This window comes from Streptococcus sp. HPH0090 (assembly GCF_000411475.1).
Taxonomy (GTDB): domain Bacteria; phylum Bacillota; class Bacilli; order Lactobacillales; family Streptococcaceae; genus Streptococcus.
Genome location: NZ_KE150464.1, coordinates 688,947 through 703,528, shown reverse-complemented (window position 1 = coordinate 703,528; position 14,582 = coordinate 688,947). Strand labels below are relative to the sequence as shown.

The window sequence follows — 14,582 nt, the reverse complement described above, 5'->3', positions numbered from 1 at the left end:
TTTAAAAGGAGATAGAAAATGAGTATTAAAGTTATTTATGATAGTTATTCTGATATTTGTAAAGATTATGTTTATGGGAAAAGATTCCTTGACGAACCTGAAATTGTTATTGAAAGGTTGAATGAGCATTTTGATGGTGTTGAATTTGGTCAGTTTGATGGTTGTAACCCTGATAATGTTTATATCAATTCATTTACAGAAGTTGATACACAAGAAGCCTTGATTGATTTTGCTGGTATTTTGGATCATGGAGAATATGAGCAGTTAATGAATGAAGAACGTTTGTCTGCTTATGTAGAAGAGCATGAAGAAGAAATTGTTAGTCGTTTAGAAGATTCTTATACTTTCCTTGGTCATGAAGGCGATAGCTGGTACTTCTTGCAATAAAGAATAGTTGGTATTGAATATGGCTTCAAGAGTTTTAATCAAGAATCCAAAAAATGGAAGGCAGGCTTGGTTTAGCTTGCCTTTATATTTTGGAAAATTGTCTGTGATTGGTTTGAGTGGTTCTTATGATGATCAAATTGAAATTGTTGATTATGAGGGGACTTCATTCATTGGATATGGTTTATTTACTGTTGCTGACTTGGAACAGTTAAATAGACAAGTGGAAGGCTAGTTTTTAAAGGAGAAAAGAAAAAATGGAATTAACAGCTTTAATTATGGATAATCGGACAAAGAAAGTAAAACAATTTTCTTTACCTGTTGATTTTGAATATGTTGCTTCTGAATTTGGATATGATGTCGAAGATGTTTCTATAACGATTCAATCTATTGAAGAATTGTCTGATTTGGATTGTGAACGCTTGAATTTGGATTTAGCGAATGAACTTGCTGAAAACTTGGAAGATGTAGATGAAGATATTGTTTTATCATTCATTGAATCAGATAGTTCTGATCCAAAGGCTTTAGCAAATGCTGAATTTGATGATTGTTGGTTATATCCTGATGTTTCAACTGATAGAGATTTAGGCGAATATATTGTAGATGAGATTGGTTTTGAATTGTCGAGGGAAACATTAGAACGCTATTTTGACTATGAAAAATTTGGTCGTGATGTTCGTTTAGAAGAAGGTGGTAGCTTTGTTGATAGAGGTTACTTTGTATCAAGATGATAGCGAATATCAGGGTTCTGAATGAAGGCAATTTCGATTATCTTTGTGAGTTAGATATTATGAAGCATAGTCAAGAGCAGATTGTTGCAAGATTGAAAGAATTGGGGATTGATAAAGGGAATTTCTTTGTATGTGGTATTACTGATTGGGAAGTTGATAAGATCATGTCGCTGGACGAGGTTTACTTGCTGAAAAAAGCAGTCCTTGATTTGTATGATGGTGATGATTATGTTGTGAGATTTCAGTTACAGCGATATGTTCCTATCAAAAAGATTATTTCAACCTATTATCAATTCTGTTCTAATGATGAAGTAGCAACTGTGATTCAACTTTCAAAAAATTTAGATATTGGTCTTTTGATAAATTATTTTTTTAAGTGTGGAAATTGGGTGACAGCATTTCAAGGTTTTGTTGAGCAAGGGGAAGTGCTGAATACTCCAAAAGGATTTTATAGAAAGGTTTCTTTTGAATGAGAAATATGTTTTTAAAGAAGCCACGCAAAGACAAACAACTGACAGTTAAGAAGATTAGTCAGAAAAAATCGAATCTGATTTTTATGATCAGTTTGGGTGGATTCGTCTTGTTGTGTGGTTTAACCATGTTTGTTTCAATAGTAACTACTGCGAAGATGAAGGCAAGGCTTTCTGAAGCGCCTGTTGTAGAAGCTAAAAAGGAAACAGATCGTACTTTGGAACAGTTCCTAGATGGATATGTAAGTCGATATTTTACATACAATTCACAAAGTGGCTCTGCTGATGAAGATGTCACAAAGTTGAATGATTATTATGGAAGTGTTCCTGATGTGAAGAATCAAGGTCAGACGAAGCAGGAGATGAATATTGTTAGCGCTCGTATGTTGAGTGCTAAAGATGGTATCGCTGTGTATCGTGTGATTTATGATACGAAGAAAGATGGTAAGAATCAAAGAGTAGGAATTGAATTTTCGATTCCATACGGTGTCAAAGATGGTAAGTATTATGTAAGTGGATTGTCTTGGTTCTCTCCTGTGAGCGATTTTAAAGCTGAAGGGGTGGATAAAGAGAATCATGTATCGCTGGTGGCGAATGATGAAATGGAAGAAGGTAAACGCAAGAAGTTAGTTTCTTTCTTGGAATTGTTCTTTAAGAATTATACTACCAGTCAAGCAAACTTGGATTTGATTTCTAATGGAATTAAGTCCATTGGAGGTGCAACTTTCAAGAGTTTAGATTATACCTACTTTAAAGAGAAAGATGGGAAAATCTATGCTTATGCACAAATTACTCTTGATGTAGCTGGTACAACTCATAGTGAGAATTTTAGCTTTGAGTTAAGAGAAGATAAAGACAGCTATTTTGTAGAAAAAATGGATCATACGATCCCAGCAGATTTCAATAAAAAAGATGATAAAGGAGAATAAAACAAATGGCATTATTTCAATTTCTAGTAGCAAAACTCGGTATCCCAGCAGTAGCATTTTTCGCTGGTACGAAGGTTCTTAAAGCATGGAAGGATCAAAAGATTGGAACGATTGTAGGAACAGTCTTAATTGCAGGATTCATTATCTATTTCATGGATAACCCTGAAACAGTATTGCGTGCAACGAATACAATTTGGTCTAAAGTGCTTGAAGTATTCAAGTAGGACTACGCTATGAAAAGAGAAGATAAGAAGTTGTATGTTTACACTACTGCTTTTAGACAGCCTATATGGGTGCATAAGATAAATGAGGAATTTAGTTTACCGTTTGCATTGAAAATGTCAACGATCATTTATACTCTAGTAAGTTTTGCTATTTCATGGTTCTTGCTAGGGTATGTACCCTTCTTGGATTGGGGTTTCCGATTCATGGGTTCATTGTTCATTGGCTGGTGGTGTGGAAATTTACTAGCTGAAAATAAAATTGATGGAAAATCATTGTTTCGATTCTTAGTTGATTATTTAATGTTTTGGGTTAAATATGACAGTAAGAGAAATTCAATGTATTTTTGTAAAGGTAAAAAATATGAGAAAGTGAGAAGAATTTATCGTGGAATTAACGAATAATATTTGGGCGATAGATGATAGCTTGATTCTCTTGAAAGATGGAAGTGTGCTGGCTGTATTTGAAGTTGAGCCACAAGTTATTAACACTATTGAAGATGGTGAGAAGGAAGAGTCAAAAGACTTAGTATTCAATTATTTATCAAGTATTGCTGAATATGGTGATTTTGGAATCTATACTCTGAATTTTGACTTAGAATTGGCAAAGAAAATTGAGTTGCTTTCTCACGATATTGAGCAGGGTGTTGGAAGTTCTCCATTGGCAAATTATGTGATTTCAAATTTAGCTGAACGCTTAGAAGAAGAAGTTACCTATTTGTTAGAATCAAAAGACTATCTAGTAGTGCCTTTGAAGTCGGTCAATGTATCGTCTGATTTTAAAGTGACGGTGAAACAGTCTGTTGCAAACGTTAGAAAATCAGTTATGAAAATGGTTGGTTTTGAAGAATTACCGAAGGTCGATTGGGCGAAGGAATGGCAGGATCAAAAAGAATTGATTCAGACAAAATTACACGCTTTGAATATTCAGGAAGTCGTGAAAGATGATTTGATGTTGTTGAATCGGATTCATTTCTTGAATGGTCAATACTATGATAAAGATAGTGAAATTATCGCCCTTCAAAATTCGATTGAGAATGTTGATGAAACAATCATTGAAATTGGATCAGGTAACGCTTTGAAGCTGGTCAATGGTGAAGAAGAAAGCTATGTAGCAACGATTCCTGTATATGGTTATCCAAAGAATGTTTCCTACTTGCACTTAGCAGAAGAGATTAAGAATATTGGTTTCCCTGTAAATAGTGTCTTGAAAGTGAAATTCTCAACCAAAAGTGGATTTTATTCTTTGAATACAAGGGCAAGGAATAAACGTAAAAATCTTGGGAATACTGTGACTGAAACAGCAGAAAATGATGATGTTCAAAAGATTGAAGTCTTAGAAAGTTATCAGTTACTAGAAGATTATCAAGAAAAGTCTGATAACAATGAACCTATGATTATATACCTTCACTTATTACAAATTACTGGTGATAGCATTGAAGAATTGAATGTGAAGTATGATATTTTAGCTTCAAGATTGAAAGATTTGGAAGTTGAAATTGTGAAGGCTGTTGCCGATCAGATTTATCTATTCTATAAGTGTAGAATGACTGAATTAGTTGATGGTGATAGAGAAGGGTATTTACAATATTCAAGTTTGCGTGGTCTTTGTGAGAATCTATTTTTTACAAAGAAAAAAGTAGGTACTGATGTTGGTTTCCCTATTGGTCGAATTGATAAAGAAAGTGCTTCATGGTATGGAGATTTTAAACGTGCTTTAGATAATAGCACGAATGTTGTATTTACTAACTTGTTACAAGCTAATAAAATTGGTGTTCACGGTAAAGAAACAAGCAATCCTCATACAGCTATTACTGGTGCAACTGGTAACGGTAAGTCATTCTTGACAAAATTACTCTTTACTTACCATTCATTGTTAAAAGCAAAAGTTCTTTATGTCGATCCTAAAGCTGAAATGCGAACACAATATTTATCTGTGCTAGCTGATTTGGAAGAAAAAGGTGAATACGAAGAATTACAAGAATACATACGATCTATTCGCTTTATTACTTTGGATATGCGTAAGGAAGAGAATAGAGGTGTTCTTGATCCATTCTCATTCTTGCAAGATGAAGGTGAGTTGACGGAGTTAGCAACCGTACTTGTTGCTTCTGTGTTGGATAAAGATACTTATATTAAGATTAAAGCTCACCTGTTAGATTCACTTGATAAAGTGATTGAGCGTAGAAAAGCTGGTGAAAAGGTTGGTATGTTACAAGTTTTTGATGAATTGGAAAAATCGTCAAAAGAGGAAGTTTCAACTGCTGGATATTTACTAAAGAGAATTTCAAAAAATTCATTGTTATCATTGTGTTTTGCTGATGGTAGTCAAGAAGTATTAAAGACTGATGATAAGACAATTATTGTTGAAATTACTGGTCTTGATATGCCTGAAGGTACTGACAAAGATGAAATGACTGAAACACAATTAAGAAGTTTGACTGTTATGTATGCTTTGACCTATTTCTGTGCGATCTTTGGTGAACGTGAGAAAGATAAGGAAACAATGTTATACCTTGATGAAGCATGGCAGATTATGTCAACTCCTGCTGGAAGGCAAGTAGTCAATCGTGTTAAACGTACTGGACGATCATTCAATAATTTCTTGGTACTTATTACTCAATCGGTAAAAGACTTGAAAACAAGTGATGATACAACTGGTTTTGGTACAGTATTTGCGTTTCCTGAAAATACAGAAACAGAAGCAATACTGGAACATTTAAGAGTTGAAAACGATGATGCTTCAAGAGCATGGCTTGAAAATCAGACAATGGGTCAATGTATCTACTATGATACATTTGGACGTAAGGAACGTATAACTGTTGATGGTACAATTTTCCCTGAATTTTTACCATTGTTTGAAACAGTTAAATCAGATTTGGTGTCAGTTCAATAGAAGGAGGAAAAATGAGAAGAAATATTTTACTAGGATTTGTTTTGTCTATCTTTTTCCTTCCCTTTTTAGCTGGTGCGACTGAACCATCATTACCGAATAGTGGAATAAATGCTTTTAATTCTAATTCGATTTCAACGACAACTCCATCTTCTGATTCGTCTGTGAAGCTGGATAGTGGTATTGGAACAGATTACTTACCAAAGAATAATTTTAATATTATTGAATTTGATAAGAATACGAATAAACCTGTCATTAAAGATCGTGATGCTGAAATAGCAAAGAAAACGCTTGAACGAGCAAAGAAGGATGTGGAAGGTAAAAAAGCTATTCAAAAGAAAGAAGCAGAAGCAAGAAAATTGACTTATGAAAATTATAAGTCGAAGATGTCTGATCTAACTAGCAAGGTTTACTTTGATAAGAAATTCTTTGGTTTTGATTCAAACATGAATTATTTCTTTAATGCTGTTGTGCAAGCTATCTTTTGGTTGTCAAAATTTATCTTCACGATTATAGCTGGAATTTATAATGCAGTAGAGGGAATGAGTGATGTATCAACCTTATTGAATAATGTGATAGGCAATTCTAGTAAAGTATTTTCTTCTCTGTTCAGTAAAGAGATAGTTTATGTTATCGGTGCAAGTATGGCTATGTATCTCTTGTATCTGTTCGCAACTGGTAACGGAAGTGTCGTTAAAGCATTTGTGAAAATGTTGTTGATTTATACAATTATTGGTCTTTACTTTATTAAAATAAATGTAAATGATCAGAATAAGTATTTACTAACTCATTTGTATGATGGATTTAGAACGACAACGATTTCTCTTAATGGTCAAATTACAAAGACTTTGACCAATGAAAATTCTAATGCTATTGATGTCTATTTTACTGAAACAATCGTAAAATCGTATAAGTATATGAATTCGCCTTTGAAAGAAGATGGAGAATTTCAGTTATCTGAAGCAGAATTTGAAGATTTAGCTGGCTATAAGCAAGGTGATGGAGATTATCTTGTTGGTGGTAAGAAAATCAAGGATATTGCAAAAGACAAAGATCCTGAAAACAAAATGTTGAAAAGTGAGTGGGGCGCAAAGTTTAGCTATGCTTTTTCTTCATTGATTGATGTAACCGTAGTAGGAATTGTTTATCTAGTCTTAGGACTAGCAAGGTTCTTCTTTTTGATGATTTATGTGTTCTTGATTCTCTTGTTACCGTTTATTCTGCTGGTTAGTCTATTTCCTTCAATGGAAGGTTTGATTCACTCATTCAATAAAAAAGCTATATCAATGTTGATTCTATCGTCTGTGACCTTGTTAGCTACAACTCTATTTGTGTTTTTCTATAATTCACTAACAGATTTTATTAGCTTGGCAGTCGGTCAAAATGTTCTGATCGTGATATTTGTAAAAGCTATTCTATTGCTCTTAATGTTTAAGAATAAGAATATGATCCTGTCATTGTTCTCACAAATTGGACGATTACCTGTAAATAGAATGAATGGCTTGAATCTCAATCAAGGTACTAAAAAGATTCGTGAAAGAATGTTCGGTGCTGGAAAGAGTGGACTTTCTGCTGGTGGTCAGTTTGCTAAAGGTGGTTTGAAGATGGGTAAAGACAACTTGCAATCACGCCTTAAAGGTTTACGATCTAACAGTTCGAAAAATGAATCTCTTGGAAAATTTGGGAATAGATATGCTTCTATGAAACATGGTGCTAGAAGTACGGTGAATGCCTTGAAAGAAAAAGGGAATCGTGGTATGGCTTTCTTGTATCAAGCTAGGGCAAATTCATTTAAAGGTGGAATGAATAAAAAATTGCTTAATGATAAAGCAGATAAATTGACTAAAAAAGCTGATTTGCAAGAGAAAATCAAAAATAGTTCTCGTGCTGAAGTGAAGCGTTTGAAAGAACAAAGACTGGCTAGAAAGAAAGCAGAATTTCAGGCTAAAAATGAACATAGAATGAATCAAGTGGATTCAGGAAAGAATCCTAAAATTGATACTCCTAAAGCAAAACGAATGAAGGGAGGAAATTCTAGTTCAAAAAAGCAGGGAAGAAAAGATAAGAAAAATCGTCCGAATGTTACGATAGATAGAAAGAGAAATAAGATTTAATGAAGAAACAGATTAAGAATCAGGTAAAGAAATATGTAGTTGCCTTTCTTTTGTCGAATCTTACAACTATTCTACCTATTATCTTGATTTTGATACTTGTCATGGGTGCTGTGGTTGCTGGAAGTTCAGGTTCATCTGATTCAACGACTGGAAAAAGAACACGTTTAACAGCACAAGAAGTAGCACAAAAAGCGAATATCTCTGTTGAAAGAGCAGAAGATGTGATTAAGATTCTTAACTGGCAATTATCCAAAGAAAAATTCACTTTAGAGGGCGCAAGTGGTTCTCTTGCCAATGCTGAAAGAGAAAGTGACTTTGATCCTAAACTAACAAATCCATCAGGTGGAGTTGCTGGATATTTTCAATGGTCAGGTTGGGACGGTAACACAATCAATGGTGATAGATGGGCGAAGGCTAGTTCTCGTACCTTAGATAGTACGGTTGAATTGGAGTTAATGAGTTATGAGTTAAACCATGGCTATAAAAAGGTAAAAGACTATATGCAAAAGGCAACTGATCCTTATGAAAGTGCTAAATATTGGTCTGAACATTATGAAGGTGTAGCTTTAACAGACGGTCAGACAAAATTAGAGAAGCTGGAGAAGGATAGTAAGAAGTGGTATGAAGTCTTTAAAGGTACGATTGAATCTGATGGATCATCAGGTGGGAACGCAATAGCTGGTAGCTTAGATGTTCCTGCTGGTCAAGTGGCTATGGATATACCTAGTGGATATTCGATAGATAAGGAGATAACAAAAGATGGTTATATAACAGCTTCTTATCCTTATGGTGAATGTACTTGGTATGTGTTTAATCGTGCTAAAGAATTTGGAATACAGTTTGATCCATACATGGGAAATGGTCAAGATTGGGCGCATAAGTCAGGGTATGAAGTTTCTAATACTCCTACGAAACATTCTGCTGTAAGTTTTCAAGGAAGGCAGGCAGGTGGTCACCCTACTTATGGTCATGTGGCTTTTGTTGAAGATGTGAAAGATGATGGATCAATATTAATTTCTGAATGTAACTTTGTTCAAAGTGGTCAGGGAACAGGAATTACAAACTATCGTGTATTTACTGCTGATCAGGCAAAAGAATTTTTATATGTAACTGGAAAATAAAAGAAAGAAAAGGAAAGAAAATATGAATAAAAAAATTGTAACTTTAGCGTGTGTAACGCTATTGAGTAGCTTTGTAGCTGGTGTAAATGCTGATGAATTGTCTTTGGGTGGAAGTGTTACTCCTAAAGAAGATACTGCTGGTCTAGTTGTTGCAGAACAGCCAAAAGAAGATAAGCCTGCTGTTGTGCCTGCTGTAAATGCTGAAGCTGAAAATCTTGGTAAGGAATCAGAAAAAGAGCCTTCACAAGATAATACAGGTGTTGTGGTAGAGCCTACAACTCCATCAGAAAAGCCTAAAGAGGAAAAGCCTAAAGAAGAAAAGCCTTCTGAAAATCTTGGCAAGGAATCAGAAAAAGAGCCTTCACAAGATAATACAGGTGTCGTAGTAGAGCCTACAACTCCATCAGAAAAACCGAAGGAAGATCAACCAAAAGAGGAAAAGCCAAAAGCTGATTCTCAAAAGGAAGATGATCCAAAGGTTCAGGAGGATAAAAAGAAGGCTGAAGATAATGTTGGTGTGAAAGAGTCTGATGTTCCTAAACCATTGAATGTCACTAAAGAAGATATTCAAGAACAGCCTATTGAAACAAATACTGGTCACAAGGTAGTTTCAACGAATCAAGGAAAAGTTGTAGTTGAAACAAGCGAAGGTGATTATGCTGAAAAAGAGCCTTACGAAGTAGGTGCTGTGAAACAAAAAGATGGTACTATTGTTTTGAAGGATAAAGAAGGTCAGTTAAAAGTCCTTCCGAATACTGGAACAGCTAGTACAATTTTTACTACTATTTGGGGATTTGTAGGATTGATTGCAACTGTAATTGGTAAGCGTAAGTTTGATTAAAAACAGCAAGGTAGGGTATTTCCTACCTTGTTTTTTCTTTTTGAGAAATATAATAAGACAGAAATAGAAAGTGATTAAGGAGTATTCAGTTATGGATTGGGTAATAGTTAGTGGAATTGTTGTGACGATAATTTTACTAGTAGGAATATTGATTAAGCTAGTACGAGATAATAGTGTACTTAAAGTTGAGATGAAGGCATTGGCTGATGAAGTATATTTAGGAAATAATAGATTGTTTAAATACTATGTTTCTATAAAAAAAGATACAAAATATATTTATGATAGAATGGTACAAGAGAAATTGTTAAGAGAAATTTTGTTTCAAAATACTCCAAAGGCTGGAGAAATTATAGATAAGATGGATTTGATGAAGGAAGTTGTGCTTCAAAATTCAACATTAACTCAAGAAGTAACAAGATTGGAAGTGGAAAATTCTAGTTTATCTAGTAGAAATTTTAATCTAGAAAGACAGCTACAAGCATATCCACTTTTAAGAAAGATACATGGGCAGTTAGATTCTCTTGAAAGTTATTGCAATACAGAAGAAACACAAGAACTTTTGAAACGTGTTAAAAGTAAATTGTCTGAATTGACTAATTAGTGTAAGTGACAATTTTAGAAAAAATGATATAATAAAAGAAAGTGAAAGGAGAAGGAATCATGATTAAAGAGTTTGGTGTTACAAATTTAGAAGTAACTAAAGAAGATATTTCTAAAAATCCTAACAATCCAATTTTGCGTATGTATGATGATGATGAATTGATTGGAACATTTAGTATTCTTACAGGTGAAGTTGTGGAAAATTTAGATTTAGCAGACTATGATATACGATTTGCGCAAAAACAAATTGAATTAAATCGTGATAACTACCTTGAAACGTGGAAGGACTACGTGGGGTTATTACATGCCTAAGTATTCTTTTTTGAAGTATGGTATTGAAATTCGTCCGAATGAACATAACCATAAAGGTCAGATGGCTCATATTCATATTTATATTCATGGTGAAGAAGTTGGATCAATGTTTTTAAATGGTGAACTTCGAGATGGAAAATTAAAATCAAAAGATATGAAAATAGTAAGACAGTATGTTTTAGAAAATGCAGATGAATTTCAGGCATTATGGAATGAGTATCAAAATAGTGCATATTAAAGGACAAGTCAGAAATGGCTTGTTTTTTTGTTGTGTGAAGGAGTTTTAAATGAAAGAGCAGAAACAAGTATTTAATATTGAAGTTCCGATTCCTGCTGATATGGTTTTGATTAGTCGAACTGAATATTTAGATTTGCTTCAAAAAGAAGAAGTTGGTCAATGGTGGACGATTGATAAGGTTGAGGAATTATTATCAATTAGCAAGACTAAACTGGTAAATGATATTTTGTTGAATCCTGCGATTAAAAAGGAAGTGGATATTGAGCAGAATGAAGATGGTTTTGTACTTTATCCAAAGAGTAAGGGTTCACCGTATAGATTCCTTGCAAGGAAAACTAGAGAATATTTTGATAAAAACTATCAAAGAATATCATTGATGTTATAATAGAATGGTGATGATTTGCCGTTTTAGAAAGGAGATATTGTGGCAAGTTATAGACAGCGTGGCAAGAGTAAACTTTGGGATTATCGAATTTTCGATAAAAAAGGCAAAGTTATTGCGACAAATTCAGGCTTTAAGACGAAGCGTGAAGCTATGAATGAAGCGCAAGAGAAAGAACGTAAGCTGTTTCAATCAAATTATACAGCTAGATTTGATAGTAAGGTTACTTTGTTTGATTTATGGAAAGATTGGTATGATCTTATGATTTTACCTTCAGAAAAGGCAGAATCTACGAAAGAAGGCTATCGTTTTAGAGGAAAGATGATAGAAAAACTCTTTTCGGATATTCCAGCAGTACAAATTACTCATAAAGAATATCAAATTCGATTAAATGAGTATGGAGAAAAGGTTACTAAAGAATATGTTGGTCGTTTAAATGCAGATATACGGACTGTTGTTAAGTTTAGTAAGCGTAGTGGTATAGTGATGAATGACTTTACTGATGGAGTTAAAATATTTGGGTTAGCTGGTAGAGATATTGAAGATAAGTATATTCATAGTATTTCTAACTATAAAGATTTGTTATCTCATTTACGGTCAAAATTTAATTATAGAGAATCTGTAATGCCTTATTTATTGTATTTCTTATTTAAGACAGGTTTTAGGGTTGGTGAAGGAATGGCAGTCTGTTGGTCTGATATTGATTTTGAAAATAGGACGATCAAAACATATCGGAGATTTTCAGGTGATAAACAAGTATTTACTCTTCCAAAAACAAAGACTTCAATTAGAGAGATTCCTGTTGACGATAAGTTGTTACAAGTTTTGAAAGATTTAAAAGAAGAACAATCTATGGTTCTTTATGATCGTAAAGATTTGAATAAGGAAGATTTAGTTTTCTATGATAGAAGGTATAGAATACCGACTAATGCAGGTTTAAACAAATATTTAAGAGTATGTTTATCGGAACTTGGAATTGGCAGTCAGGAGATGTCTGCGACTTCAGGAAGGCATACATACGGATCATATTTATTGTCACAAGGAGTTGATATATGGGTAGTTGCAAAGTTGATGGGGCATAAAGATATTCAGCAACTTATCAGGACTTATGGTCATGTATTGCAAGAGGTTATTGATAAAGAATATGATACAATTAGAGATTTAATGGTTGAATAAAGAAGAAAAAAGAACAAGAAAAATTTGACCAAAATTTGACCGACAATTCTTGGAAGTGTTGATATAACAGCACTTGTTAGGGGGTTTAATATCTCTATCCACAAGATATGGCTGATGCAAACAGAATACTAACAAAAGAACTTCCAAGAATTTACTTAGAAAAATCTGGAAGGGACTTGGTGATAGACGTTGAACGATTTGCAGTTGATTTGTCTCAAGTACTTGAATGATGGTTGTTTTTTCTCCATATAATTTATGATTAGAGTTAGATTGTTAAGCGTTTGGAAGGCGTAAGACAAATTATTTGAAATATAAAAACAATCAGGCATTTCTGTTGAATTTTAAAGACAAATATAGTAAAATTGTAGTATAATAGTGTAAATTTACACGGAGGTAAAAAAGGGATGAAAAACCAGAAAAGGTTTGGAAAATTATTGATTACTTTATTGTCAACTGGAGTGCTTTTAGCAGCTCTTCAAAGTCAAGGAATTATTACAGCTGAAGAAGCAACAACGACAGCTGAACAAACTTCGACAACAACAGCAGAATCAGCAACAACAGCAGAATCAGCAACAAGTGCAGAAGTAGCAACAAATTCAAGTGCAGAAGCAGTAACAAGTACAGAAACTCCAGCACGTGCTGCTAAAGAAGTAAATGCACAAGTGACTGGTACTATAAAAAATCATGACATTAAATATTATGAATACTATACAGATGTAGACCTTTCTTTTTCAGTCACAGATGATGATGTGAAAGAAGGCGACTATGTTACAGTTACATTAGAAAACGTCGCTGTCTTAAATCAACTAAATGGCAAGGACGTAACTTACGAAGGTAAGACAATTGGTAAAATTTCAATTGTTTCGTTCGAAAACATCAATAAAGCACGTCAAGGTTCAAACGATACAGCTCAAATGCAACAAGCTGAATTGGAATCAACGCGCGCGACTTTAAAAATTACATTTACGAAGGCTATTGAAGCTGAACAACCAGATGTATTGAAACAAGTCAAGTTCCAAATTAAATCAGACAACGCCTATAATGGAGCTGTAATTGCAAATAAAAACTACACTTTAAATCAAGTGATTAAAGTGGGCTCTTCTTCTGTGACAAGTACAGTGGATATTCCTAAAGTAGAACAATTTGCGACAGAGACAAACTCAATCCACTTTACACCATCTGGAAATACAATTAAGTTCAATGCAGATGGTTCATATGACACTTCAACACAATTCCAAGTGCGTGGAAGTGAAGGGATGAAAGTTGGTTCAACAGTTGAACTAGAATTCAATGACGCTTCAGGTATCGAGTGGAAAACAAGTGGTGACACAGCAATTAAAGTTGGTGATACACACCAAGCTTACTTTATCTTACCTGTCTATAGTAGCTATAGTGTAAACCAATACGGTGCTTATGTGTTCCCAACAGGTGTAGCACCTAAGTTTAAAGTGACTTCTGTTACTGCTAAGAAAATCACACTTGAGATGATTTCAGGAGATGTTCCAAAAGAACTTGGAGTTTTCTTCGGTGTTGGTCAAAATCGTATTAACATTATTGATAAATCTAAGATCGATCTTGAAAAAATGCAATATGATGTTTCGAAAGTAGCTACGGCAACTATTGATGGGAAAGATTCAAAGGGTATTTATATTTACCGTATCATTAATGACTCTGCAGGTGCACAATTAGTTCTTGATACGCTTGTGACAGACTACAAAGACATCGATACAAAAGCAACTCTTAAACCACAGGATAAGGGTTGGAAGGATCCAGCTACTATCGATGGATATGAATTTGTAAAAACAGAAAAAGACCGTGAAGGAAATCGTATCCACTGGTATAAAAAAGTTGAACAACCAACAACTACAACAACTACAACAACCACAACCACAACTACAACAACAGTTGAGACAACTCCAGGTAAAACAACTGAAGAAACAACACCTGAAACTACATCTACAACATCTGAACCTAAAAAGGAACTACCAAATACAGGTTCTAAAGAATCATTGTTCGCAACAGGTGTAGCTCTCTTAGTAACAGGACTTGGCGTATTGGGTCTAAAGAAAAAAGATAATTAAAGTTCACTATTTATTCGTAAATAATACTGTTAAAAATAGTGGAAGGGATTAGACATGAATTTGTTGTCTAATCCCTTTTTCATTAGAAT

General features: G+C 34.0%; 17 protein-coding genes. All 17 read left to right on the top strand.

Annotated features, from left to right (window positions below; genetic code table 11):
* The first annotated feature begins 18 nt into the window (after positions 1–18).
* The 17 genes from HMPREF1481_RS05425 (at position 19) to HMPREF1481_RS05345 (ending at position 14,493) form a co-directional block, all read left to right on the top strand.
* Positions 19–387 (top strand): hypothetical protein, encoded by a 369-nt coding sequence (locus HMPREF1481_RS05425; protein WP_016466038.1) that lies wholly within the window; start codon positions 19–21, stop codon positions 385–387.
* Between the two features lie 19 nt (positions 388–406).
* Positions 407–619: a hypothetical protein gene (locus HMPREF1481_RS05420; protein WP_016466037.1), complete on the top strand. Its 213-nt coding sequence runs from the start codon at positions 407–409 to the stop codon at positions 617–619.
* 22 nt (positions 620–641) lie between these two features.
* Positions 642–1,115, top strand: coding sequence for an antirestriction protein ArdA (locus tag HMPREF1481_RS05415; protein ID WP_016466036.1), 474 nt, complete (start codon positions 642–644; stop codon positions 1,113–1,115).
* Positions 1,112–1,588 (top strand): hypothetical protein, encoded by a 477-nt coding sequence (locus HMPREF1481_RS05410; RefSeq protein ID WP_016466035.1) that lies wholly within the window; start codon positions 1,112–1,114, stop codon positions 1,586–1,588. The genes HMPREF1481_RS05415 and HMPREF1481_RS05410 overlap by 4 nt, the downstream gene beginning before the upstream one ends.
* Entirely contained in the window at positions 1,585–2,514 is a 930-nt protein-coding gene (locus tag HMPREF1481_RS05405; RefSeq protein ID WP_016466034.1) for a conjugal transfer protein, read from the top strand. Before HMPREF1481_RS05410 ends, HMPREF1481_RS05405 begins: the two co-directional genes overlap by 4 nt.
* A 5-nt stretch (positions 2,515–2,519) precedes the next feature.
* Positions 2,520–2,738 carry a TcpD family membrane protein gene (locus HMPREF1481_RS05400; protein WP_016466033.1) on the top strand — a complete coding sequence of 73 codons (219 nt, stop codon included), beginning with the start codon at positions 2,520–2,522 and terminating at the stop codon, positions 2,736–2,738.
* 9 nt (positions 2,739–2,747) lie between these two features.
* Complete coding sequence (locus HMPREF1481_RS05395; protein ID WP_016466032.1) at positions 2,748–3,140, top strand: TcpE family conjugal transfer membrane protein; 393 nt, start codon at positions 2,748–2,750, stop codon at positions 3,138–3,140.
* A complete protein-coding gene (locus tag HMPREF1481_RS05390; protein WP_016466031.1) occupies positions 3,124–5,631 on the top strand; it encodes an ATP-binding protein in 2,508 nt (835 codons plus the stop codon). The genes HMPREF1481_RS05395 and HMPREF1481_RS05390 overlap by 17 nt, the downstream gene beginning before the upstream one ends.
* An 11-nt stretch (positions 5,632–5,642) precedes the next feature.
* A complete protein-coding gene (locus HMPREF1481_RS05385; protein WP_016466030.1) occupies positions 5,643–7,742 on the top strand; it encodes a hypothetical protein in 2,100 nt (699 codons plus the stop codon).
* Positions 7,742–8,863, top strand: a complete 1,122-nt coding sequence (locus HMPREF1481_RS05380; protein WP_016466029.1) for a phage tail tip lysozyme — start codon at positions 7,742–7,744, stop codon at positions 8,861–8,863. The genes HMPREF1481_RS05385 and HMPREF1481_RS05380 overlap by 1 nt, the downstream gene beginning before the upstream one ends.
* 22 nt (positions 8,864–8,885) lie before the next feature.
* Complete coding sequence (locus tag HMPREF1481_RS05375) at positions 8,886–9,704, top strand: LPXTG cell wall anchor domain-containing protein (RefSeq protein WP_016466028.1); 819 nt, start codon at positions 8,886–8,888, stop codon at positions 9,702–9,704.
* Positions 9,705–9,795: 91 nt separating this feature from the next.
* On the top strand, positions 9,796–10,305 hold the full coding sequence (locus HMPREF1481_RS05370) for a hypothetical protein (protein ID WP_016466027.1): 510 nt from the start codon (positions 9,796–9,798) through the stop codon (positions 10,303–10,305).
* Positions 10,306–10,364: 59 nt separating this feature from the next.
* Positions 10,365–10,616, top strand: coding sequence for a hypothetical protein (locus HMPREF1481_RS05365; protein ID WP_016466026.1), 252 nt, complete (start codon positions 10,365–10,367; stop codon positions 10,614–10,616).
* Entirely contained in the window at positions 10,609–10,854 is a 246-nt protein-coding gene (locus HMPREF1481_RS05360) for a DUF4160 domain-containing protein (protein WP_016466025.1), read from the top strand. Before HMPREF1481_RS05365 ends, HMPREF1481_RS05360 begins: the two co-directional genes overlap by 8 nt.
* Before the next feature lie 49 nt (positions 10,855–10,903).
* Entirely contained in the window at positions 10,904–11,239 is a 336-nt protein-coding gene (locus HMPREF1481_RS05355; RefSeq protein WP_016466024.1) for a DUF771 domain-containing protein, read from the top strand.
* A gap of 39 nt (positions 11,240–11,278) precedes the next feature.
* Positions 11,279–12,412 carry a site-specific integrase gene (locus tag HMPREF1481_RS05350; protein ID WP_016466023.1) on the top strand — a complete coding sequence of 378 codons (1,134 nt, stop codon included), beginning with the start codon at positions 11,279–11,281 and terminating at the stop codon, positions 12,410–12,412.
* A gap of 404 nt (positions 12,413–12,816) precedes the next feature.
* On the top strand, positions 12,817–14,493 hold the full coding sequence (locus HMPREF1481_RS05345) for an LPXTG cell wall anchor domain-containing protein (RefSeq protein ID WP_016466022.1): 1,677 nt from the start codon (positions 12,817–12,819) through the stop codon (positions 14,491–14,493).
* Positions 14,494–14,582: the final 89 nt, after the last annotated feature.